Source organism: Paenibacillus caseinilyticus (assembly GCF_027533645.1).
Lineage (GTDB): Bacteria > Bacillota > Bacilli > Paenibacillales > NBRC-103111 > Paenibacillus_G > Paenibacillus_G caseinilyticus.
Genome location: NZ_JAQAGY010000022.1, coordinates 1 through 21,688 on the forward strand (window position 1 = coordinate 1; position 21,688 = coordinate 21,688).

22 protein-coding genes, 1 rRNA gene and 1 other annotated feature are annotated in these 21,688 nt (G+C 57.9%); of the genes, 11 read left to right on the forward strand and 12 right to left on the reverse strand.

The window, feature by feature from the left end:
- The 5 genes from O9H32_RS25190 to O9H32_RS25210 all read right to left on the reverse strand — a co-directional run.
- A 16S ribosomal RNA gene (locus O9H32_RS25190) occupies positions 1-127 on the reverse strand; the annotation flags it as partial.
- Between the two features lie 505 nt (positions 128-632).
- Positions 633-1,307 (reverse strand): SOS response-associated peptidase, encoded by a 675-nt coding sequence (locus O9H32_RS25195; RefSeq protein ID WP_269868888.1) that lies wholly within the window; start codon positions 1,305-1,307, stop codon positions 633-635.
- A 243-nt stretch (positions 1,308-1,550) separates the two neighbouring features.
- Positions 1,551-3,683 (reverse strand): ABC transporter ATP-binding protein, encoded by a 2,133-nt coding sequence (locus tag O9H32_RS25200; RefSeq protein WP_269868889.1) that lies wholly within the window; start codon positions 3,681-3,683, stop codon positions 1,551-1,553.
- Positions 3,680-5,503, reverse strand: a complete 1,824-nt coding sequence (locus tag O9H32_RS25205) for an ABC transporter ATP-binding protein (RefSeq protein ID WP_269868890.1) — start codon at positions 5,501-5,503, stop codon at positions 3,680-3,682. The genes O9H32_RS25200 and O9H32_RS25205 overlap by 4 nt, the downstream gene beginning before the upstream one ends.
- A gap of 91 nt (positions 5,504-5,594) precedes the next feature.
- The gene (locus O9H32_RS25210; RefSeq protein WP_269868891.1) at positions 5,595-5,894 is read right to left on the reverse strand and encodes a hypothetical protein; all 300 of its coding nucleotides are present in this window, start codon (positions 5,892-5,894) and stop codon (positions 5,595-5,597) included.
- A 101-nt stretch (positions 5,895-5,995) separates the two neighbouring features.
- Between O9H32_RS25210 and O9H32_RS25215 the strand changes: the two genes are divergently transcribed.
- A complete protein-coding gene (locus tag O9H32_RS25215; RefSeq protein WP_269868892.1) occupies positions 5,996-6,979 on the forward strand; it encodes a metal-dependent hydrolase in 984 nt (327 codons plus the stop codon).
- Between the two features lie 211 nt (positions 6,980-7,190).
- On the opposite strand, the gene O9H32_RS25220 is transcribed toward O9H32_RS25215, so the two are convergent.
- Positions 7,191-7,415 carry an alpha/beta-type small acid-soluble spore protein gene (locus O9H32_RS25220; protein WP_269868893.1) on the reverse strand — a complete coding sequence of 75 codons (225 nt, stop codon included), beginning with the start codon at positions 7,413-7,415 and terminating at the stop codon, positions 7,191-7,193.
- A gap of 153 nt (positions 7,416-7,568) precedes the next feature.
- Here O9H32_RS25220 and O9H32_RS25225 point away from each other — a divergent pair, with 153 nt between their 5' ends.
- Positions 7,569-7,748, forward strand: coding sequence for a hypothetical protein (locus O9H32_RS25225; RefSeq protein WP_269868894.1), 180 nt, complete (start codon positions 7,569-7,571; stop codon positions 7,746-7,748).
- 140 nt (positions 7,749-7,888) lie between these two features.
- Here the strand turns inward: O9H32_RS25225 and trpS are convergent, their stop codons facing one another.
- A complete protein-coding gene (trpS, locus tag O9H32_RS25230) occupies positions 7,889-8,878 on the reverse strand; it encodes a tryptophan--tRNA ligase (protein WP_269868895.1) in 990 nt (329 codons plus the stop codon).
- Positions 8,879-8,959: 81 nt separating this feature from the next.
- Positions 8,960-9,258 (reverse strand) — a binding site (T-box leader).
- Positions 9,259-9,381: 123 nt separating this feature from the next.
- Between trpS and O9H32_RS25235 the strand changes: the two genes are divergently transcribed.
- The 5 genes from O9H32_RS25235 to O9H32_RS25255 all read left to right on the forward strand — a co-directional run bounded on the left by O9H32_RS25235 (position 9,382) and on the right by O9H32_RS25255 (position 14,425).
- Positions 9,382-10,560: a permease gene (locus O9H32_RS25235; RefSeq protein ID WP_269868896.1), complete on the forward strand. Its 1,179-nt coding sequence runs from the start codon at positions 9,382-9,384 to the stop codon at positions 10,558-10,560.
- A gap of 58 nt (positions 10,561-10,618) precedes the next feature.
- Complete coding sequence (locus O9H32_RS25240; RefSeq protein WP_269868897.1) at positions 10,619-11,584, forward strand: TIGR03943 family putative permease subunit; 966 nt, start codon at positions 10,619-10,621, stop codon at positions 11,582-11,584.
- Positions 11,585-11,677: 93 nt separating this feature from the next.
- Positions 11,678-12,628: an aldose 1-epimerase gene (locus tag O9H32_RS25245; protein ID WP_269868898.1), complete on the forward strand. Its 951-nt coding sequence runs from the start codon at positions 11,678-11,680 to the stop codon at positions 12,626-12,628.
- Positions 12,629-12,859: 231 nt separating this feature from the next.
- Entirely contained in the window at positions 12,860-14,062 is a 1,203-nt protein-coding gene (locus tag O9H32_RS25250; protein ID WP_269868899.1) for a CapA family protein, read from the forward strand.
- Between the two features lie 210 nt (positions 14,063-14,272).
- Positions 14,273-14,425, forward strand: a complete 153-nt coding sequence (locus tag O9H32_RS25255) for a hypothetical protein (protein WP_269868900.1) — start codon at positions 14,273-14,275, stop codon at positions 14,423-14,425.
- Here O9H32_RS25255 and O9H32_RS25260 read toward each other — a convergent pair.
- The gene (locus O9H32_RS25260; protein ID WP_269868901.1) at positions 14,422-14,901 is read right to left on the reverse strand and encodes a hypothetical protein; all 480 of its coding nucleotides are present in this window, start codon (positions 14,899-14,901) and stop codon (positions 14,422-14,424) included. The genes O9H32_RS25255 and O9H32_RS25260 overlap by 4 nt on opposite strands.
- A 94-nt stretch (positions 14,902-14,995) precedes the next feature.
- Between O9H32_RS25260 and O9H32_RS25265 the strand changes: the two genes are divergently transcribed.
- Positions 14,996-15,223 (forward strand): alpha/beta-type small acid-soluble spore protein, encoded by a 228-nt coding sequence (locus tag O9H32_RS25265; protein WP_269868902.1) that lies wholly within the window; start codon positions 14,996-14,998, stop codon positions 15,221-15,223.
- Between the two features lie 237 nt (positions 15,224-15,460).
- Here the strand turns inward: O9H32_RS25265 and O9H32_RS25270 are convergent, their stop codons facing one another.
- Both O9H32_RS25270 and O9H32_RS25275 read right to left on the reverse strand, forming a co-directional pair.
- Positions 15,461-15,910: a KGG domain-containing protein gene (locus O9H32_RS25270; protein ID WP_269868903.1), complete on the reverse strand. Its 450-nt coding sequence runs from the start codon at positions 15,908-15,910 to the stop codon at positions 15,461-15,463.
- A 204-nt stretch (positions 15,911-16,114) separates the two neighbouring features.
- Positions 16,115-17,905 carry a M3 family oligoendopeptidase gene (locus O9H32_RS25275; RefSeq protein ID WP_269868904.1) on the reverse strand — a complete coding sequence of 597 codons (1,791 nt, stop codon included), beginning with the start codon at positions 17,903-17,905 and terminating at the stop codon, positions 16,115-16,117.
- Between the two features lie 202 nt (positions 17,906-18,107).
- Here O9H32_RS25275 and O9H32_RS25280 point away from each other — a divergent pair, with 202 nt between their 5' ends.
- Positions 18,108-18,299, forward strand: a complete 192-nt coding sequence (locus O9H32_RS25280; RefSeq protein ID WP_269868905.1) for a YycC family protein — start codon at positions 18,108-18,110, stop codon at positions 18,297-18,299.
- A 10-nt stretch (positions 18,300-18,309) separates the two neighbouring features.
- The gene (locus O9H32_RS25285) at positions 18,310-18,555 is read left to right on the forward strand and encodes a hypothetical protein (protein WP_269868906.1); all 246 of its coding nucleotides are present in this window, start codon (positions 18,310-18,312) and stop codon (positions 18,553-18,555) included.
- Between the two features lie 130 nt (positions 18,556-18,685).
- On the opposite strand, the gene O9H32_RS25290 is transcribed toward O9H32_RS25285, so the two are convergent.
- Positions 18,686-19,384, reverse strand: a complete 699-nt coding sequence (locus tag O9H32_RS25290; protein WP_269868907.1) for a DUF2225 domain-containing protein — start codon at positions 19,382-19,384, stop codon at positions 18,686-18,688.
- 36 nt (positions 19,385-19,420) lie between these two features.
- Complete coding sequence (locus O9H32_RS25295) at positions 19,421-19,804, reverse strand: globin domain-containing protein (protein ID WP_406627381.1); 384 nt, start codon at positions 19,802-19,804, stop codon at positions 19,421-19,423.
- A 454-nt stretch (positions 19,805-20,258) separates the two neighbouring features.
- Between O9H32_RS25295 and ylbJ the strand changes: the two genes are divergently transcribed.
- Positions 20,259-21,503, forward strand: a complete 1,245-nt coding sequence (gene ylbJ / locus O9H32_RS25300; RefSeq protein WP_269868909.1) for a sporulation integral membrane protein YlbJ — start codon at positions 20,259-20,261, stop codon at positions 21,501-21,503.
- The last annotated feature ends 185 nt before the right edge of the window (positions 21,504-21,688 follow it).

The following is a 21,688-nucleotide window of genomic DNA, read 5'->3' on the forward strand; positions in this document are numbered from 1 at the left end:
CAGGTTGCCTACGTGTTACTCACCCGTCCGCCGCTAACCATTCCCCGAAGGAAATGATCCGCTCGACTTGCATGTATTAGGCACGCCGCCAGCGTTCGTCCTGAGCCAGGATCAAACTCTCCAATATACCCCAAAAAGTGAAGAACAGCTCTGAAGCTTATTCCGATTACTTTCCGGGGGCCCCAACGAATGGGAGGAAAAGCTGACTTGCTCATTACGGTTGACAATTGCGCTGCCGTAACCGGCATCTCAATTGCAACTACATGGCAGAAACTCATTGCTGAGCTTCTATATTTAACACTCACTCGATGTTCAGTTTTCAAAGGGCAATTCGATTCGTTAACCGCTTGTCTCAGCAGCGAGAATCAATGTAGCATATTTCATCTCATCGTGCAACCTACTAATGTTATCCAATCTAAGGATGACCCGAAAGACCAGCACCAGAAGAATTTCACATGCAGCCTCTTAGCCGCGAGATGTAATCTATCATACTCTTCTCAATTATTCAAGATTTAATTTTCAGTGAAAATCGTTGTCTTGTTCATTGCTATTGGCAGACCCGGCAGCACCGGGATTAGTAATGTACCATGGCTTATCCAAATACGCAAGTAGTTAAATTTTCCTGCCAAGCGCTACTTCGAATTCAGTTCTTCTATTAGATACGCCCCATCATTCTTAACGGAACCGACCTTGGACGATACTTGGTAAGCGAACATCTCCTGTGACGGATAAGGCCGCAGCAGCTGCAGCAGCTCCTCTTCCCCGGTATCCGGATCCAGCCACGCTTGTTCCTGTGCCTGCGGAAGCAGTACAGGCATCCGGTCATGTACTTCCCCGACCACCTCATTAGGAGTCGTTGTAATGATCGTGCAGCTCTCCAGCACGGAACCGTCCGGAGCTTTCCACGAATCCCACAGTCCCGCGAAGCTGTAGATCTCCTTCGACTTTAACATCATGCGCATAGGCTGCTTCTTCTTGTCTTCAAGTGCTTTCCATTCGAAGAAAGAGTCGGCCGCGATCAAGACTCTGGATCGCCTAAACGCCGTGCGGAAAGCCGCCTTGGCTGCTACCGTCTCTGCACGCGCATTGAATGTCCGGTAGCCGATCTTCGGTGTTTTGGCCCAAAAGGGCACGAGCCCCCATTTGAACCTCCGCATCTGTTGCCCCTCTCCACTGCGCACTACGCCCCAAACCCACTGTCCTGGAGCGACATTATACCGGGGCCGATAATCCTCCAAAGGCTCTGTAAGCTGATAGTGCTCCAGTATTTCTTCCTCATGTACCGTTAATGTAAAACGACCGCACATGCAAGCTCCCCCTCCCTCTATAAGATTCTATTACCCGTGGATACTCCCGAGTTCACACACAGGCTGCATTCTCCAACTGACACGAGATAAACGGCTTCGCCGTCCTTTAAGGACAAATGCGCGTTTATTAAGAAAGAGAATATGACAGAATCGAGCCTTGGTGAGATATAAATTATTCGATTGTAAGAAAAGGCTCCCTCTGATGAGGAAGCCATAAATCCACATACTGCACAAGCCCTCTACCTAGCGTGCCTTCGGCACAGCCTTCTGCTGCTCCTTGTACTGAAGCTCATAAAGCCTGTAGTAATACCCCCGCTGCGCGAGCAGCTGATAGTGGCTGCCCGTCTCACGGACCTTCCCCTTGTGCAGCACAATGATCTGGTCGGCATGCTGGATGGTAGAGAGCCGGTGGGCCACAATCAGGGTGGTCCGCCCTTCGGATATGTTGTGCAGCGCGTCTTGCACGATCAGTTCCGTCTCCGTATCGATGTTCGACGTTGCTTCATCGAGTATGAGAATCTGCGGACGGAACGCGATCGCGCGGGCAAAGGAGAGCAGCTGCCGCTGGCCGAGGGATAAGTTGATCCCCCGTTCCCCCAGCAGAGTACGGTACCCCTCCGGCAGGCCGCGGACAAAATCGTCCATATGCACCATCCGCGAAGCTTCCTGCACTTCCCTGTCCGATATCTCCTCATTGTTCAATCGAATATTCGAAGCGATATCGCCGGTAAACAGGAACACATCCTGCTGCACGATGGAAATGTACCTCCGGAGATCATCCAGCGGAATCTCGCGGACGTCCACCCCGTCAAGCTTAATGCTGCCTTTCTGGATATCGTAGAACCGGCCGACGAGCTGGATAATGGAGCTCTTGCCAGCCCCCGTCGCTCCGACGAAGGCGATGGTCTGCCCCGGGAGGATCGTGAACGAGACATCCTTCAGCACCCAGTCCTCCCCGCTGTAAGCGAACCAGACGTTCTCGAACCGGATCTCGCCGCGGATCTCGGCCGGCAGCTTCCGGGGCTGTGCCGCATCCACGATCGAAGGCTTCTCCCCGAGGGTCTCGAAGATCCGCTCCGCCCCGACCATGGCCGTCTGGATCTGATTGTACTTCTCCGCCAGGGACAGCAGCGGCTGAAAGAACTGCCGGACGTAATGCGTGAAGGCATACACGATCCCGAAGGTGATGCCCCCTTCGATCACGCTGGCCCCGCCGTACCACAGCAGCAGCGCGATAGCCAGGTTCCCGAGGAAGCCGATGGCCGGCTGGAAGATCGAGTTGATGACCGTCCCCCGCATGCCGGCCCGGTAGTAGTCGGTGTTCAACCGGTCGAACTGCTCCCATTGGCGCTCCTCCCGGATGAAGAGCTGCGTGATGCGAATCCCCGACAGGTTCTCCGCCAGGAAGGAGTTCAAGCGTGATAAGATGACACGGGAGTGACGCTGCGCCTGCCGGATCACCGACCGGTACCAGAAGGTCAGCGCGGCGAGAAAGGGCAGCACGGCAAAAGACAGCAGCGCGAGTTTCACGCTGAGCTGCAGCATAACGACGATGATTCCGACCAGTACGATGATGTCCTTGATCAGATTCACGACAACCTGCGAATACAGCTGGTTGAGCGACTCCGTATCCTGTGTGACACGGACGACGAGCCGTCCGACCGGATTGCGGTCGAAGTAGGACATCGACATCCGGCTCAGATGATGGAAGAGCTGCTGCCGGATGTTGAAGATGATGGTCTGCCCGGTGTACTGCAGCAGATTGCTCTGCAGGTAACCCAGCAGCGCGCTGCCGACGACCGCTACCAGGAATACGGCGCCGAGCTCCATGAATCCGCGGTAATCCTGCCCGCGGAAGGCCCTTAACGCCTCCCCGTCCAGCAGCCGGGCGGGGAATTGCTGTCCGCCGGCGCGCAGCACCGCAGCAGCTCCCTCTCCCTGGACCGTGATGCCCTCGCCGGCCTTCTCATCGCCGGGGAGCCACCCGTCGATCATCCAGTGGCCGCTGCCGGTAGAGACGATCTGCGAAGCTGCCGCCCCCGGTACCCCCAGGGGAGCCGATTCGCTGCTCGCTTGCGCCGGGTCTAAGCGCACATATGTACGGCCATTCCACTCCGTGACACGGCCGTACTTCTCCAGCTCGGCGCCCCGCGCTCCCTCAACAGACACCATGGGATGCTGAAGCCCATTGATATGGCCGTCAATCGCCACCTTTAGAATGTACGGCCGGACCAGATCGGCAAGCACGATCAGGAAAGCCAAGGAGATACATAGGAGAATCATCCGCCAATAGGGCTTGGCATAGGAAAGCAGCTTCAAGAGCAGCTGTGAATCCTTCATCTTGTTGCTTGCCGGTGTTTCCGTGTGGATATTCATGCCCCCGCTCCTCCCTGCATACGCCGCAGGGCATGCGGCGGAGCTTCCGCAGGAGTCTGCGCTTCGCTCTCCTGCCGTTCCGCCTCTTGATCCAGCAGCTGTTTGTGATACATATCGGCATACATGCCGCCTTGGGCGACGAGCGAGCGATGGGTTCCCCGTTCGACGATGCGCCCTTGATCCATCACGATAATCTGATCGGCATTCTGCACGGACGAGATCCGGTGTCCGATGATGATCGTGGTCCGCTGGGTCATCACCGTCTGCAGGCCTTCGAGGATCAAATCTTCCGTGATGGTATCCACCGCAGACAAGCTGTCATCGAAGATCAGGATGGAAGGCTTCTTGATGACGGCCCGGGCAATGGATACCCGCTGCCGCTGCCCCCCCGAGAGCGAGATGCCGCGCTCGCCGAGCGCCGTATCGAATTGATTCGGGAATTCCGCAATGTTGTCGTACACTTGAGCGATCTTCGCTGCCTGCACCACTTGTTCGTCGCTGTACGGCTTCGGATCGAAACCTATATTGTCGCGAATGGTGGACGAGAAGAGGAATTGATCCTGCGGCACAATCCCAATCTGGCCGCGGAGCGTACGCAGAGGAATCTCGTGAATGTCGTGCCCGTCGATGAAGATCGTTCCCGGAGGCGGATTGTACAGGCGCACAAGCAGATGAACGAGCGTGCTTTTGCCGCTCCCTACTCGGCCCACGATAGCGAGGCTGGAGCCCCGCGGCACGTTCAGCGAAATATCGCGGAGGGTAGGGCGGCTCGCTTCCGGATAAGAGAACGTGAGATTGCGTATCCGGATCTCCCCTTCGATCGCTTCGATCTCCTGCCTGGCGACCACATCATCCACAATATCCGGCTGGGTATTGAAGATGTCGAGCAGCCGCAGCTCCGAAGCCCGTCCGCGCTGCAGCAGGTTCACCACCTTGCCGAGGTTCTCGATCGGCCCCATCAGCAAGGAAAGGTAGGTGTTGAAAGCGACGAACTCCCCGAGCGTAATCGTGCCTCGCAGCACCATGATCCCGCCCAGCACGACGGATACCAAGAAAGAGAAGCCGACAATCCCGGTACTCAGCGCACCGAACAGCGAGTTCGAGCGGACGAACCGGCGGTTCATATCCACGGCCTTCTGATTGTCTTCCGTAAAATGGGCCCGTTCGGCCTTCTCTTGAACGAACGCTTTGACCACACGGATGCCTGCCGTAAACTCCTGCACCCGGCTCGTGAGGTCCGAGATCGCAGCCTGCATGTCTGCCGATTGCTGCATAATCTGCCTGTTGAATCGGTAGGCCAGCAGGGAGAGCAGCGGAAGAGGCAGCATCGTAAGCAGGGTCAGCCATGGATTGACGGTGGTCACCATGGCAGCCACGGATACGATGATGAGGAAGACGGCTTCGAGCACATTGAAGTAGCCCTGCATCGTTACTTCACGGACTACGCCCACGTCACTGATGGCATGCGACATGAGATCGCCGATTCTGCGGTTGTTGAAGTACTGTGCAGACAGCTTCTCCCAGTGCACGAAGAGCTCGCCCCTCACCCGCATCTCAAGCTGCCTGGAGAGACGAAAGAGGTAGATTCGCGATACCGAGCGGAAGAAAGCGATGCCAATTCCTGCCGAGGCCATCCAGACGGCAAGCTGGACCGCCCCCTGGTACGTCAATCCCCCGGACTGGAGACTGTCGGTGAACCGGCCGAGCAGCCATGGAATCACCAGCTGCAATACGGAAGAGATGGACAATAATGCAAAGCCCATCACATAGGCCCAGCGGTTGCGTTTGATATGAGACCAAAAAATATCCCTGCGTTCCATGGCATTCCTCCTGCGAGGTAATCGTAACTATATGTAAGATTACCCTGTAAGCAAGAAAGAAACCATGGACTTCCATACCGCAAAATATGGACTATTTTACTTTTTGAAAAAGCCAAATATGGATCTTGGAAGCTCCGCCGGCCACCCATTCCGTCAACCGGTTCCATTCGGCCGGATGCTCCGGAATATTGTCCCCGTCCGTACGCGCCGCTTTCATCGCCGCAAATTCCTCGGCGCCGAGTCCTCTCCACAATTCGACGAACAGGTTAGGCTGGCCGTCTCCTTCATAGATCTCCACCCGCGGATTCGCCTCCTGCAGCCTCCCGGCCCATGCCAGATAAGAAGTCCGGTGCACTTCTTCCACCTTATATTCAACGAATACCATGTTCATTTTTTTCGTCCCCTTTGCTTTATTTTGATGAAGAAAATGATACACTAATAGTATTGGGCTGCAATACAATGGGAAGAAAATACAGTATTGGAGGAAGGTCCATGGATACTGGAACCCATCTGGTGATCGGGTTCGGACTTGCCGGTCTCGCCTACATCGACCCTGTCGTCGCCGCGGACCCGGTCGTGTCCACCGCCGTCCTGATCGGCACGGTGGCCGGATCCCAAGCGCCCGATGCGGACACGCTGTTAAGGCTGCGGAGCAATGCCATATACGTTAAGAACCATCGCGGGTTATCGCATTCCCTCCCTGCACTGGTACTATGGACAGCGTTGATATCGGTCCTTCTCCGGCTCGCGTTCGGCGAGCTGCCCATGCTGCATGTCACAGCCTGGGTCTTCGGGGCTGTCGTCTTCCATGTATTCACCGATCTCTTCAATACGTACGGCACGCAGGCGCTGCGTCCGGTCTCCGAGCGGTGGGTGTCCTGGAATATCATCCATATCTTCGATCCGTTCATCTTTCTGTCCCACACGCTCGCCATCTTCATGTGGTCGTTCGGCCTCGCACGTCCTGAAGTGCTCTTCCCCATCTTGTATGCGGTCATCGCGGTCTATTATATCTGGAGATCCTGGCTGCATTACCACCTGGAGAAGAACCTTTACCAGAAGGACATCCGATACCAACCCGGCGACAAATACATGCTGATCCCCACGATTCACCAATATCACTGGCAGATCGTGAAGGAGAAACCGGACGGATGGTTCGAGCTTGGAGAGTACAGGAACGCATCGATCAAATGGGTCGACCGGACCACCTGCGACTCCCATCCGGCTATCGACGCTTCAAAGAACCACCCGGACATCCAAGCATTTCTTTACTTCTCTTCCTTTGCCTGCGCGGAAGTCAAAGAAAAGCCATGGGGCTATGAAGTCCGCTGGGCCGACGTCCGTTACCGCCACAGGAAGAATTATCCTTTCTTGGCCATCCTGCTGATGGATCACGAGTACCGGACGCTCGACTCCTATGTCGGCTGGGTCAGCGAGACGAATCTCGGCAAGAAGCTGCGCGCCGGTGTATATTAGAAGAACCCTGTAAGCGCAGCGGCATCACCTGCAGCCAAGCAGCAGATGCCCCCTCCGGGAGGGGCTTTCCTGCTGCTTTGGCTTGTGAGGCGCTTCTTCAGAGGACTGCCAAGGGTAGCAGGCAAATCAAAAAAGCTCAAGGATTGCTCCTTGAGCTTCTATTGATGAATCTTATGCTGATGAATCTTTTGCTGTCCTCGGTTTCCCGGGATTAGCGTTGGCCGCCGGCAAGAGCTTGCTCAGCGATTTGGACCAGACGGCGTGTAATGTGACCACCGATTGCTCCTGTGTCGCGAGTAGCCATGTAGCCGTAGTAACCGTCTTGCGGGATTTGAATCCCAAGTTCTTGAGCGACCTCATACTTCAATTGATCCAATGCTTGAGAAGCTTGTGGTACTACCAAAACGTTGCTACTGCGGGATTGACCTGCACCCATGTTCCAGCACTCCTTTCAATTGAATGATGTCTTTGATGTATTTGTTTTGCAAGCTTGCAAGCTTATTATGTGCCCCATGCCCGGAACTATACGCACCTTTTGAAAAAAACTTCGTGAGTTTCAAATGTTATCGGAAAGGCGGTGTATGACCGCATGAACAAAGGACTTGGCCTGCTCTGGGCGTTAATCGGCACAGCGCTTCTCGCAACCATCTCGTATGCAATGGCCACAGGGAAACCGGGAATGGCCGTTCTCTTCTCCCTCATCTCCCTATTCTTCATCGGCGCCGGCTTCGTTATCAAAGCCAAGCAGCGCAAACGCAGCGGACAATAGCAGGAGCGGGGGAGCAGCCAGATCGAAAACAAGCTCTAACCCCAAGTACGGTGCCGGAAGCCTCCCATCGTAACAGCCAGAAAGCCCGTCTCACCAGGTTGGTGGACGGGCTTTCTTCGCATGGGGCGGCTATTGCTGCGTTACAACGTAATGTAACCCATTTTGTGTTTCACTTCTCGGATCAGGCTCTCGGCTGCCGCATCCGCACGGTCCCGGCCGCTGCGGAGAATGTCATGCAGTTCGCCGGATTCGCGGATCTCCCGGTAGCGCTGCTGGATCGGCTCGAGCAGCCCAACGACGGCTTCGGCGAGATCTTTCTTGAACGGACCGTAGCCCAGCCCTTCGTACTTCGCTTCCACCTCGGCAATGGTCAGGTCCGCACACTGCGTGTAGATCGAGATGAGATTGCTGACTTCCGGTTTGTTCTGCGGATCGTATTTCACTTCGCGCCCCGAATCCGTCACGGCACGGGAGATCTTCTTGCGGATGACATCCGGCGCATCCAGCATGGCGATATAGCTGCCTGCATTCGGAGAGCTCTTGCTCATCTTCTTCGAAGCAGCGTCAAGCGACATGACGCGGGCTCCCACTTCGGGAATGAAGCCCTGCGGGATCTTGAACGTGTCGCCGTATCGCGAATTGAACCGGTGCGCGAGGTCGCGCGTCAGTTCCAAATGCTGCCTCTGGTCTTCGCCTACAGGCACCAGATCGGCATTATAGAGCAGAATATCCGCCGCCATGAGCGACGGGTAGGTGAACAATCCGGCACCGACAGAGTCTTTGCCGTCCGACTTATCTTTGAACTGCGTCATCCGCTCCAGCTCACCCATGTACGTGAGCGTGGTGAGCAGCCATCCGAGTTCGGCATGAGCCTTCACGCTGGATTGGAGGAACACGGTAGCCGCGTTCGGGTCAATCCCGGATGCCAGGTACAACGCGGCCACGGCTTCGGTCTGCTCCCTCAAGGCTGCGGGATCCTGAGGCACGGTGACCGCGTGCAGATCCACCACCATAAAGTAGCAATCATGCGTGTGCTGGAGTTTCACGTAGCTCTTCAGTGCCCCGATATAGTTACCGAGCGTAAGCTGGCCGCTCGGCTGCATCCCCGACAATACTCTCAATTTGGACATGGGTAACGAAACCTCCTTCGGTTCTTTGGCGATCATTCCGACATTCCACTTTTTTCTGACAATACAAAAAGGCCTCCCGCCGCAAGGGACGAGAGACCGTGGTGCCACCCTAATTTATCCGCAAAGGCATCCCGCTGCTGCCATGGCAGCAGACAACTCAAACCATACGGACCTTCAGGCTCCTGTAACGGGGAGCGAACCGGAAGCGGCCTACCTTGCTCACAGCGGCACTTGCTCATGGCCTGGGCCCCGGCCCCGCTGCGCACCTTCAACCGTCAGCTCAAGGATCCATTCAGACGGATGCCGCCCGCCGGTTCGCACCACCCACCGGCTCTCTGGAGAACGCCATTCCGCTTACTTGTTCCTGTCATCGCTTATTAAGCGTCATTGTACCGAAGCAGCCCCCCGCGTGTCAACTCCCGAGCTGCCTTTTCCCTTGTCCTATATCCGTTTTGGGGCGCATAGACTATAATAATAATTACGATAAAGAAGGAGAATGACCGTTGCCTATCCTTATTCAACGATGGATTACCCATATTCTGGCGCTCCTCTGCATCATGATGCTGGTTCTCATCTACAAGCGGGAAGCGCCCGACCTCCCCTTCCTGACCGCGGACGCGCTGGGCAACTTCAAAACCCTGTTCATTTCGATTATCCTGGAAGCCCTGCCGTTCGTACTACTCGGCGTGTTCGCGGCCGCCCTGCTGCAGCAGTTCGTCTCCGAGGCGGCCATACGGCGGTTCACGCCGAAGAAACCGGTGCTCGGTATCCTGTTCGCCTGTCTGCTCGGGCTGATCTTCCCGCTCTGCGAATGCGGCATGATTCCGGTCATCCGCCGACTGATGCAGAAGGGCATGCCCGCCTATGTCGCCGTCGTCTTCATTCTCGCAGGTCCGATCATCAATCCCGTCGTCTACGCCTCGACGTATATGGCATTCCGCAGCAGACCCGAGATCGCTTACTCCCGTCTGGCGATGGCGTTCATTACGGCGGCCACCGTCGGGCTGCTCGTCTTCCGCTTCGTGAAGCGGAATCCGCTGCGCGAACCGGCAGGACCGCCTGCGGGTCTATCCCATCCGCAGCATTCCTATGGTGCGGATGGACACGGCGGAGCGGGCTGCTGCGCACATCCGAACCATGCCCATCACGATCACGACGTACATCACGATCACGACGCACATCACGAGCCCCATGGGCATGCGGGATCATCCCAGGGCTCACGCACCGATCCTCACCAGGGTCCCTCCCACCGCCATCCTGCCGGAAGCGGCAGGGTGATGCGCGCCTTGTCCGTTCTCGGCCACGCATCCGATGAATTTTTCGATATGGGCAAATATCTGATCTTCGGCGCCTTCCTGACAGCCGTCATGCAAACGGCGCTCGACCGGGACAGCCTCGTGTCGATCGGACAAGGGGAAATCAGCTCCCACTTCTTCATGATGGGCCTGGCCTACCTGCTGTCCCTGTGCTCGACCTCAGACGCCTTCGTCGCCTCCTCGTTCGCCACCACGTTCTCCGCAGGCTCCCTGCTCACGTTCCTGGTGTTCGGGCCGATGATCGACATGAAGAGCACGCTGATGCTGCTCTCCGCTTTCCGGACCCGGTTCGTCCTGATCTTGTCCGTGCTGACGGCACTGACCGTGCTGGCGGTCTCCCTGATCTTCCAGGCCGCCGTCCTATAATAATCGGCATGGCCCGTCGAACACCCTAACCCAGTCCTAAGGAAAGGAGCATGGATTCATGAATCCCCGAATATTGAGCCTGCACCATGTTCTCAAAGCACTGATCCTGCTGGGATTTGCCGTATATATCGCCTACCTGGCAAAAACAGACCTTATCCTGCTCTACATCGCTCCCCGGATGGTCGATTACGTGAAGTGGTCTGCGCTGGTGCTGTACGCGGTGGCGGCTCATCAACTGCTGCTGGCCGTCCGCACGTTCCGGAGCGGCACTGCGGCGGACTGCGGCTGCGGCCATGATCATGCCCCCTCCCGCTCGCTGTTCAAGAATGCGGTAGTGTACGGACTGTTCTGCCTGCCGCTAGGGCTCGGCTTCCTGCTCCCGGACGCTTCCATGGGCAGCTCGCTGGCCGCGAAGAAAGGCATGAACCTAAGCAGCGCCAGCGTCGTCAAGGAAAGCCGCAGCGGGAGCGAAGGGATGGGGCCGCTCGCTTCGGCGCAGGGAACACAGCCGCCTGCCCCGGACGGTTCGCGGAATGCTTCGGCACCAGGAGATTCCCCAAGCGGATCTGCTGCCGCTGCCGAGACCCTCTTTCCCGCCGATAAGTTCACCGAGCATTACGCCAAACAGGCCAAGGAGCTCTACAGGCAGGAAGTGATTACAGTTCGGGAAGATCTCTTTATGGAAACGCTGACCACCCTGGACCTCTATCTCGACCAGTTCGTCGGCAAGAAGCTCCAGCTTACCGGATTCGTCTACCGGCAGGACGAAATGTCGCCGAAGCAGTTCGTCGTCGGACGCTTCTCCATCCAGTGCTGCTCGGCCGACGCCGCCCCTTTCGGCGTACTCGCCGAATATGACCGTGCCGCGGCCCTGGAGACGGACAGCTGGGTAACCGTCACGGGAACGATCGGCAAGACGGAGTTCGGCGGCATGGAGATCATGCGGCTCCAGATAGACCAGGTCGCCAAAGCACAGCCGGCCAAGACCCCTTATGTGTACCCGAATGCCGAATTCGGAAGCTGACCCCGGGCTCTGGGTGTCCTCTCGGCCCATCTGCTGCAATATGAACCGAACACGGCTTAATCGGGCCGATTCTCTCTATGAAGGAGCTTCATCATGATCAACCGGATCGACTGGGAAGGCACACCCGCCTATGAGATGGAGAACAGCCAGCTCATCGTACGGATCTGCCCTGCCCTGGGAAGCAACGTATACAGCATATGGGACAAAACGCTCGGGCGCGAAATCCTCCGGGCTCCTTCGTCCCCGCAGGAGCTGGCTGATGCCCCCGTGCAGTATGGGACACCGATCCTCATGCCGCCGAACCGGATTCGCGGCGCCCGCTTCTCCTTCGAAGGCCGCGAGTACCGGTTCGATGTTACGAACAGCCATGGCCATCACGTTCACGGCATGCTCCGCGGCCAAGCCTGGACCGTAACGGCAACCGGCGAACGCGAAGGAGCCTCCTATATTACCAGCGTCCTGCGCCTTGCCGCAGATGCGGAGGTCCAGCGCCAATATCCGCATGATCTGGAGCTGGAGCTGACCTGCGAATTGAAGGGCGGGGTGCTCCGCCATATCCTGCGCGCAACCAATCACGGCGAGCTCACAGCGCCGTTCGGCTATGGGCTGCACACCTGGTTCCGGCTGGACGGAGAACCCGGGCAATGGACGCTGCAGCTGCCGGCCAGCAGCTTCTGGGAGCTCGATGAGACGAAGGTGCCGACGGGCACGCTTCTCCCGCTGGGCGACGCCTACTCGCCTCTGCTTCGCGGAGACACGCTGGAAGGATACGACATGGACACGGTGTTCCAGATCGGAGACTATCCCCGGATCGCCGTCCTCTGCAGGAAGGGCATCGAGCTGCGTTACAGCGCTTCCGATGCCTTCAAGCAGTGGGTCGTCTTTACGAAGGGAGCGGCCCGCGACTTTATTTGTCTCGAGCCCTACACCTGGGTAACCGATGCCCCGAATCTTGCCGGGCAGCCGCCGGAAGTGACCGGTCTGCGCGGGATTGCGCCGGGAGAGCAGCTTACCCTGGGAGTCAAGCTGGAAGTTCTCCATTAATACGCGGCCAAGCCGGGCCGGCAGCCGCCCGAAACGTAAACCAAGCTCCTGAATTCCCTCCCCTTCCGGGAGAAGTTCAGGAGCTTGTCTCGTTGATGCGGTTCTTGTTCATCCGGCTCACGTTGATCCAGCTCATCTTGGCGGAAACCGGAGATCCCCGTTATATTTTGCCTGACTCCGGTACATAGTAGGTATTGGTTTGGATGACCGGAAGAAAGGCGGACGTTACTCATGAACCAAGCCCCATGGTGCCGGACGGCCAGGCTGTGCGGCCTGCTGACCCTCCTGCTGCTCCCCGCAGCCGGCTGCGGAGGCGGCGAAGGGGACAAGCCGGCAGGTCTTCAGGCGGAGCCTGGATGGTTCGGTGCAGAAAACCAGGCAGCCGGCGAGACGCCGGCAGGACCGCCCATTCCTTCGGACCGGATCGTCTCGCTAGCTGCGGTAGGCGATGTTCTCATTCACCGGCCACTCTACGAAGATGCACGCACGCGAACCGGCTTCGACTTCTCCCCTATGCTGGCAGCGGTAAGGCAGGAGCTCCAGCATGCGGATGTCGCCGTAGCCAACCAGGAGAGCGTGACCGGGGGAGCACAGCTCGGTCTCTCCGACTATCCTTCCTTCAACTCGCCGCAGGAGACGGCCGATGCGCTGAAGGAAGCCGGCATCGATGTCGTAACGATGGCTAACAACCATGCGCTGGACCGGGGGGAGAAGGCCCTCCGCTCAGCCATTCGCCACTGGCGCGAACTCGGTGTAGAATACGCGGGCGCCAGCGAATCCATGGCGGACCGCAGCCGCCTGCGGGTCGTGGAGAAGAACGGGGTGAAGCTGGCGTTCCTCGCCTTCACCCAGGGAACGAACGGAATCTCCCCGCCTCCAGGCAAAGCCTACCTGGTTCACCGGACCGAGGAGCGCCGCATGCGAAGCGACATCGCGGAAGCCCGGAAGGCTGCGGATGCCGTGGTGGTCTCCCTGCATTGGGGCCGAGAATATGAACGTCTCCCCTCCGCAGAGCAGCGGAAGCTGGCGAAGCTGGCCGCCGATGCGGGGGCCGACATCATCATCGGCCACCATCCCCATGTGCTGCAGCCGCTGGAGTGGATCGGCAACAACCGCGGAGGACGCTCGCTTGTCGTCTACTCGCTGGGTAATTTCCTCGCGGCCCAGCAGCAGCCCGACCTCTTCACCCGGATCGGGGCCATCCTGCATGCGGACCTGCGGCTTCCTTCCGCTTCAGCGGACGGAACGCTGCCCCGCGTCCTGGTCGAGGGAGTCCGTCTGCAGACGACCTTCATCCGCTCCCGCGACTGGCACGGGTTCCGGGTCGTGCCGCTGGCCGAAGCGGGGGAAGCCGACCTCCCACGGGCTGTCGAAATCCGCAGCGGACTGCAGACGCACCTGCAGCGCTGGATGCCCGAACTGACGGTACGGTAGCACCAAGAGACGCCGGGATACGGCGGCCGCCGCCTTGCCACCAACCCCAACAAGGCTGCAGCCCGGGCGTCCAGGCTGCAGCTCTTCGCATGATCGCTATTCCGGCTTCGTTACGGCGTGCCGTCGTGATATTCGCACATACCCCCGCGGGAGCCCGTACATACGATATGGGGAAACACAGGCCATCCTCAAAGAGAGGAGGTACGTTCCATGAAGACCCCCCGCATTTCCCGCTTGGAAGAAGTGCTATCGCTGCTTGGCGACAACAAAGACATGAAGCAGATGTTCAAAGACATGGCGAAGCTGCAGAAGGACGTAGAGGCGCTGAAAAAACAGGCCGGGCTGTTCAAGATCAAATATTAACGCTGAAGCAGCCCTTTCACCGTCTTGACCGTGTCCGCGTAATACGGACGGTAATCCAGTGATTCCGTGAACCGGAGAAACTGCTCTGCAATCTCACGCACCCGGGCAGCATAAGCCTGCTTCGGGATCAGGTAGGTTCCCTGCTCCCGGGGCGGGCGCCCCTGCCGTTCCTCCAGCTCCGTCAGTTCGATAAGGTCCCCTTCCACATGCCGCGCCCGAAACGAGAAGCCCCTGCACTCCGGATCTCCGCAGCCGCAGATGACAAAAGGAACCCGGTGCCACTCGGACGCTTCGGCCCACCGGTCCGGCTCCACATCTTCCGATATACTGAGCACGAGCGCCGGCATACCCACATCCACACAGAGGGGTTCGTCGATCAGAACTTCCCCGTCGATCACCAGCTTTACATCCGCATGGATCACCTGCAGATCGGAATCCAGCGCCCATCCGCTGTACGTTAAATCAAATGGCGACATGGCGCTCCCCCCTTTGGTCGAAATTACCAATTTTCCCCGTGCGTATAATTGCGGTTTTGTCACATACTACCTTACAAGAACGGAGGTGATTACGATGGGCGCAGGACAATCCCGCAGCAGCAATGTACTGGTCGTACCTCAAGCTTCTCAAGCTCTGGACCAACTGAAATATGAAGTGGCTCAAGAGCTGGGCATCCAAATTCCTCAGGACGGTTACTATGGCTTCATGGCAACCCGCGATACTGGGGCAATCGGTGGCCATATCACACGTCGTCTGGTTCAAATCGCCGAGCAGCAGCTCGCTGGCAAGTTCTCCAGATAACGCACTCCCCCGAATACTTAGCTCTATGCAGGCGGTCCTTACGGGCCGCCTCTCTTTTCCGTTTTCTTGACTCCCCCATTATAACCGAATCCAATCCGATCCGAAAAGCCGGAATCACGCTAGTCATCGAACGTACTCTGGTGATTTACACTAACCCTCCTCACAAAAAGAAACGCAGCCGGTCTCTTGGACCCGCTGCGTTTCGGTAGGGCCTCTCGTAAGAGGCTTTATATATAATTAACGGCTGCCGCCTTTACGGCCGGCTTCTTCGCGGCTCATTTTGCCATCTTCTTCGCTGTCGTTGCCGCCGCCGTTGTTGCTGCGCGCTTCGCCGCCCTTACGGCCGATCTCCTCGAAATGCTCGCGGTCATGGGCTTCGGCATTGGCTTCGCCGCCCTTACGGCCGATTTCCTGGTAGAATTCCTTGTCGTGGGATTCGGCTGTGGCTTCGCCGCCCTTACGGCCGATCTCCTGGTAGAATTCTTTGTCGTGGGACTCGGCTGTGGCTTCGCCGCCCTTACGGCCGATTTCTTGGAAGTGCTCGCGGTCATGGGCTTCAGCGTTGGCTTCGCCGCCTTTACGGCCAATCTCTTGGAAGAATTCTTTGTCCTGTTTGTTTGCGTTGGCCTCGCCACCCTTACGACCTGCTTCTTCACGGCTCATTTTTTCATCGTTGTTGCGTGCCATTGTAACTCATCTCCTCTGTGTGTTTTTTGTATATTTGGTTGTACTTTACTTGTACGCTTTCTATTTACACACTTGTCCGGGCCATGAAACATTTGGAAAAATACGATGGGGTTACGAGCTCCCGCCGTGCCCAGTTCCGCTGATACCAACAAAGCCGGCCCCCATGTAGGGGCCGGCTTGATCATGCCGCATGCCGATGCGGCGCTATTGGGTTAACCGGAGAAACTCCTCCACATCCGCCGTGGTCATCGCCATGGCCCCCTGCCAGAACTGTGGCTGCCGCAGATCGATGCCAAGGTGCTTCTGGGCCAGCTCTTCGACGGTCATCCTGCCGGTGTCCCGGAGCAGGGCTACGTATTGGTCCTCGAAGGCTTCCCCCCGCTTCAGGGCTTCGGCATACAAGCCGGCGCTGAACATATAGCCGAAGGTATACGGGAAGTTGTAGAACGGCACCTCCGTAATATAAAAATGCAGCTTCGACGCCCAGAAGTGGGGATGATACTCTTCCAGCGTATCTCTGTACGCTTCGCGCTGCGCCTCGGTCATCAACTCGTTCAGCCGGTCCACGCCGACCAGGCCCCGGCTGCGCTCCTCGTAGAACCGGGTCTCGAAGAGGAACCGCGCGTGGATGTTCATATAGAACGCGACGGATCTCTGGATCTTGTCTTCGATGAGCGTTAGGCGCTCTTCTTCCGTAGAAGCCCCTTTGACTGCGGCATCGGAGACGACCATCTCCGCGAAAGTGGACGCGGTCTCGGCTACGCCCATCGCATACTCCTGGGCGAAGGCGGGCAGATCGTTCATCACATGCTGGTGATAGCCGTGCCCGAGTTCGTGCGCCAGCGTCGACACGTTGGAGGCGGAGCCAGCATAGGTCATGAAGATCCGGGTCTCTTCCGCTACGGGGAACGACGTGCAGAAGCCCCCGGGCCGCTTGCCGGGACGGTCCTCGGCTTCGATCCATCCGTTCTCGAAGGCCATGACGGCAAAGTCGGCCATCTTCGGCGAGAAGCGCCGGAACTGATCTACGATCAGCTGCGCGCCCGCGTCGTAGGAGATCGTGCCGGTACCGGCGCCGACCGGCGCATCGACGTCAAACCAGCTCAACCGGGGAACACCGAGCAGCTTGGCCTTGCGCTCCAGATAGCGGACGAAAACGTCCTTGCCCTCTTCAATGACCTTCCACATCGTATCCAGGGTCTCATGAGACATGCGGTTGATACTCAGAGGCTCCTTCAGGATGCCTTCCCACCCCCGTCGCTCATAGAGCTTGAGACGGAATCCGCCGAGATGGTTGAGCGCATCCGCACAGTAATCCGCATGCTTCCCCCACTGCTCTTCCCAGCGGCGGAATACCTTCTCCCGTACGGAACGGTCGGGACTATCCATTTTGTTGGCGGCTTGACCGGCGGACAATTCGGTGACGATGCCGTTCTCTTCGAACGGTACACGGAATTTGCTCACCGTCGTATTGTAGAGCTCTCCCCAGCCGTGATAGCCGTCGACGGCCAGGTCGTTCACTAAGGCCTCCTGCTCGGGGGGTAGCTTCTCGGCGGCCAGGGCCCGGCGCTCTTCGAGCAGATACTCGATCTCCTGCAGCTCCGGCAGCTTCAGCAGCGCTTGCCAGGCCGCATCCGGAATGCGGGTCAGCATATCGTCGAACCGGGTCAGGGCCGAGTCATACGAGGCCCCGAGCGTACGAACCTGCCCGCCGAGAATCACGGCGCGCTTATCATTCTGATTTTCGGCTGCGAGGCAGACCGTGAAGGAATCGGCTTCCCGGATATGCAGCGCAATGGTCTGAAGCAGCGAGATGACAGGCAGCAGATCGGAAGCCTCTTCTGCCGTCTCAGGCACCTTGAGCGAATTCAGCAGTTCTTCGGCTTCAAGGGTATCTTTGCGAAGCTGCTCCAGGAATTGGCCAAACTCTGCGGAAGCGCTGCCTCCTGTGAAGAAACGTTCCAGGTTCCAGGTTTGCGGAAGCGGGGTTTTCATGGGCTGCACCGTACCTTTCCTTGGGTTATGTAATCAGAGCACGTCCTAGTGTATGATAGGTCCTTGCCCCTCCATTAAACCACATTTTCCCACCTAGGCCCAGCAGCCGGCGCCGGATTCTTTTTTTAGAGATTGAACTCTCCTCCGGGATTGTGATTAAATGATGGGAAGATGCAAATACACCCCTTAGGAGGACCTGTGGATGAGACCACTGCAAATATCGCCGGATACGGCACTGAAGCTGTCGAAGGAGCTTGGCGTACCGTTGGAACACCTGATGCACATGCCGCAGCACATCCTGCTGCAGAAGCTCGCGGAACTCGCCCGCAAGGAAGCGCCTGAAGCCGGCACGCCGGCCAAGGATGCCTCTGCCGGCGAGACGCCGGAGGAATAAGGAGAGCCTTATGATCCCATTCCAGAATACGTGGCCCTATGAACGGATCGGTCCTGACGTCTATGTGCAGAACTGCCCGTTCTGCGGGGCGGATAATGTACTGCTCGCGATGAAGCCGAGAGAACTCGAGGAACTTAAGGACGGGGTGAAGAAGCTGCTGATCTTCCCCTGCTGCCGCAACAAGCTTACGCTGGTGGGAGCCGATTCCGATTATCTGCTCGCTTCACAGCCGCTCAGCCGGTCCGGCCGCCGGTAAGAAACAGGCGCCAAGATCGCACACCACAAATACGCACAGGATTCCGGGGCGACCGTACCCCCGAATCCTGTGCGTATTTGTGTACTGCCGGCCAAGCTGGCGCCTGCAGCCTTCCAATGGGATTACTTCCTCAGGAAAGGTCGCTCTCCTCGATCGGCTCCAGCTTGTCCGCGAGCATATCCTCGCGCACCGCGGCCCACTGCTCCCGGCAGGCCCGGATCATGCCAGCGTCCGTAATCGACTTGTCGTTGATCACGCGGGTGAACCATTTGACGGCCGGCCGGTAATGCTTCAACCGCCTGCTCAGCTCGCCGAGCAGATACATCAGCCGGGCGTTATTCATCTCGCCGCCTTCCGTTTCGAAGACGCGTGTGTACTCGTCGAGCGCGAACTGCAGGAACCGCTTCTCCTGCGCGTCGTCTCCCTTCTCCCGGTAGAGCCATGCGATATGGTGCAGCAGCCCCGCCGTCACCCGGCCTTTCTCCTGCACGCTCTGCGCACAGAGCAGCGCCAGCTTGTAACTGTACAAGGCATCCTCCCAGGAGCGCTCTCCGCCGAAGTCTTTGGGACTCCACTGAGAACCGATCTTGCTTTGGAAAGCGGATTTGTCCGCTGCAGTCAGCGCTGCCTTGGAGTTCTCCGTGCCTGCGAATCCGCAGTAGGGACATATACGGACAACATAATATTCCGGATTGATCTCCTTGTAATGAAGGCCAAAGTCCGTATCGGTCTTCACGGTTTTTTTGAAGCTGGGTCTCACGCGCGAAGATTGAAACTCCTGTTCGCACTGGGGACAAGTCACTTTCACCTGAAATAAAGGTTCCACCATGTAAGCCACATCCTTCAATCTCGGTCTGAATCCTTCTCAGCTGTTCACAAAATGATAGGCGGGACCTTCCAGCCGCTGCAGTACAGCTTGACGAAGCTCCCGCGGCAGGCCCGTCTCCTCCAGCGCCTGTTCCATACAGCCGAGCCAGGCAGCCGCGCGCTCCGGAGTAATCTCGAAAGGCAGGTGTCTGGCCCGCATCATCGGGTGTCCGTAGTGCTGCGAGTAGAGCGGCGGCCCTCCGAAGAATTGGGTTAAGAACAATTGCTGCTTCTCCATGACCGGTATGATATTCTCCGGAAAGAGGGGGCCCAGCAGCGGATGCGCCTGGACTCTCGGATAAAAAGCCTCCACGATCAGGCGGATCCCCTCTTCGCCCCCCATGGATTCAAAAAAAGACAGTTCCTTCTCTTCTGACAAAATGAAATTCGCTCCTCTCCCGCCTGCTCCGCGGTGAACGGACTTAAGCTTCCCTGGCAGACCCGTGACCGGTCCTGCCGGAGGTTCCCTTATCGTCCTTATCAAAAAAGATGCTAGTGCTGACCGCCTTAGCATCGTAATGTTGGCAAGCTCTTATTCTACCCCAAAAGCCCGTTCGATGCAGCTTACGCTACATATCCTCTTCACCGGAAGTCATTAGCGTCTCCCTTATGACATATACAAAAGCACATACGAGAATTCCAGCAATGACACCCATCATAAGGATCAACTCCCATTCTCATATTAGTCCAATTGTACCACGAATAGTGTGAAAATTCAGCACTTTTCCGGCGCCCTCTGCATTTTCATCTCCTTTTCATAAAGCCGTTCCGGCATGTCTCCACCTTCCCCCACATATACCAGAATGACAGGCTTTCCCGGAAAGGATGTGGATGCTGTGCGCCGCCGAATGTTCCCCTTCTATGCCGCCACGCTGTTCGTCATTTCACTTGCGGGCCTGATGCTGATCTTTCCGTCGGAAGCGCTGCGTGCCTCGCTCAAGGGGGTGTCGATCTGGTGGGATGTGCTGTTCCCGGCTCTCTTCCCCTTCTTCGTCATCTCCGAGATGATGCTCGGCGTGGGCATCGTACACTTCTTCGGCACGCTGCTCGACCCGCTGATGCGCCCCCTGTTCCGCATTCCCGGGATCGGGGGATTCGTGATGGCCATGGGCTTTGCTTCCGGCTATCCGATCGGTGCCCGGTTAACCGCCCAGCTCTGGGAGCAGAAGCTTGTGAACCGGGAGGAAGGCGAGCGTCTGGTCGCCTTCACTACCTCGGCAGATCCCATCTTCCTGATCGGGGCCGTATCGGTAGGCTTCTTCCATGATGCCGCCCTGGCCGGGGTGCTGGCGGCGGCCCATTATGGCGCAGCCGTCATCGTGGGCCTCATGATGCGGTTTCATGGCAAGCTGCGGACGGGTAATAACGATCAACCTGCGTCTTCTCCCGTCAAGGGCCCGGGCGCAGACGCCCAAAGCATAGGCAGACGTGCGTTCAACGCCATGCACGAGGCCCGGTTGAAAGACGGCAGGCCGCTCGGTGTCATGCTGCAAAGTGCGCTGGGCTCCGGTCTTCAGCTCATGTTCGTGGTGGGCGGACTCGTGGTGTTCTTCTCCGTTGTCATGGAAGTCATGACCTCCGCCCATATCATGAAGCTGCTGTACACCGGCGCCGAAGCCGTGCTTCGCCTGTTCGCTCTGCCCGCCCCGCTCGCGGAAGCGGTGGTAGGCGGCTTCTTCGAAGTTACGATCGGCGCCAAGGCGGCCGGCGGCGCAGCAGGCGTCCCCCTAGTGTACAAAGCAGCCATCGCTGCCTGGGTGCTCTCTTGGGGCGGGCTGTCCGTGCATGCGCAAATCGTCTCCCTGCTGCACCGTACCGACCTCCGCTACGCCCCATTTGCCGTCGCCCGGCTCGTTCACGGCCTGCTGGCCGCCCTTCTCGTGCTGCTGCTCTGGGAACCGCTCGTCCCAGCTCAGGTCTTCTGGTCCGCGCTGCCCGAGCCCGAAGTATCGCGGCCGGCTATGATGCTGTTCCATCATATCCTCCCTGCGGCCGGGATCGTATTCGCCGGTTCGATCGGCGTCCTGCTGCTCTTGACTCTCCTGTATTCGCTTGGCAAACGAGGTATGAACCCCCGTTGAAGATAAAATACTACAGGAAGCCAAGACAAAGAGCAGACCCTGAGCCGGTATGAGGCAGCATGTTCACCAATGGCTCAACACAACAGACACGTGATCGATGACCGCCGGGATCGTCCGCATCGCCGCGCTGCCGCAGCGCCGGCCCTTGCATTCAAGACGTATCGGGAAGACACCCGTGTCCGCAC

What these genes read in the sequence shown, in the direction of transcription:
- O9H32_RS25210 (WP_269868891.1), bottom strand. Translation starts at nt 5,894, where the DNA reads ATGAACATGGTATTCGTTGAATATAAGGTGGAAGAAGTGCACCGGACT.
- O9H32_RS25245 (WP_269868898.1), top strand. Translation starts at nt 11,678, where the DNA reads ATGATCAACCGGATCGACTGGGAAGGCACACCCGCCTATGAGATGGAG.
- O9H32_RS25215 (WP_269868892.1), top strand. Translation starts at nt 5,996, where the DNA reads ATGGATACTGGAACCCATCTGGTGATCGGGTTCGGACTTGCCGGTCTC.
- O9H32_RS25290 (WP_269868907.1), bottom strand. Translation starts at nt 19,384, where the DNA reads ATGGTGGAACCTTTATTTCAGGTGAAAGTGACTTGTCCCCAGTGCGAA.
- O9H32_RS25200 (WP_269868889.1), bottom strand. Translation starts at nt 3,683, where the DNA reads ATGAATATCCACACGGAAACACCGGCAAGCAACAAGATGAAGGATTCA.
- O9H32_RS25255 (WP_269868900.1), top strand. Translation starts at nt 14,273, where the DNA reads ATGAAGACCCCCCGCATTTCCCGCTTGGAAGAAGTGCTATCGCTGCTT.
- O9H32_RS25260 (WP_269868901.1), bottom strand. Translation starts at nt 14,901, where the DNA reads ATGTCGCCATTTGATTTAACGTACAGCGGATGGGCGCTGGATTCCGAT.
- O9H32_RS25195 (WP_269868888.1), bottom strand. Translation starts at nt 1,307, where the DNA reads ATGTGCGGTCGTTTTACATTAACGGTACATGAGGAAGAAATACTGGAG.
- O9H32_RS25205 (WP_269868890.1), bottom strand. Translation starts at nt 5,503, where the DNA reads ATGGAACGCAGGGATATTTTTTGGTCTCATATCAAACGCAACCGCTGG.
- O9H32_RS25280 (WP_269868905.1), top strand. Translation starts at nt 18,108, where the DNA reads ATGAGACCACTGCAAATATCGCCGGATACGGCACTGAAGCTGTCGAAG.
- O9H32_RS25265 (WP_269868902.1), top strand. Translation starts at nt 14,996, where the DNA reads ATGGGCGCAGGACAATCCCGCAGCAGCAATGTACTGGTCGTACCTCAA.
- O9H32_RS25270 (WP_269868903.1), bottom strand. Translation starts at nt 15,910, where the DNA reads ATGGCACGCAACAACGATGAAAAAATGAGCCGTGAAGAAGCAGGTCGT.
- O9H32_RS25250 (WP_269868899.1), top strand. Translation starts at nt 12,860, where the DNA reads ATGAACCAAGCCCCATGGTGCCGGACGGCCAGGCTGTGCGGCCTGCTG.
- O9H32_RS25240 (WP_269868897.1), top strand. Translation starts at nt 10,619, where the DNA reads ATGAATCCCCGAATATTGAGCCTGCACCATGTTCTCAAAGCACTGATC.
- trpS (WP_269868895.1), bottom strand. Translation starts at nt 8,878, where the DNA reads ATGTCCAAATTGAGAGTATTGTCGGGGATGCAGCCGAGCGGCCAGCTT.
- O9H32_RS25275 (WP_269868904.1), bottom strand. Translation starts at nt 17,905, where the DNA reads ATGAAAACCCCGCTTCCGCAAACCTGGAACCTGGAACGTTTCTTCACA.
- O9H32_RS25225 (WP_269868894.1), top strand. Translation starts at nt 7,569, where the DNA reads ATGAACAAAGGACTTGGCCTGCTCTGGGCGTTAATCGGCACAGCGCTT.
- O9H32_RS25220 (WP_269868893.1), bottom strand. Translation starts at nt 7,415, where the DNA reads ATGGGTGCAGGTCAATCCCGCAGTAGCAACGTTTTGGTAGTACCACAA.
- O9H32_RS25285 (WP_269868906.1), top strand. Translation starts at nt 18,310, where the DNA reads ATGATCCCATTCCAGAATACGTGGCCCTATGAACGGATCGGTCCTGAC.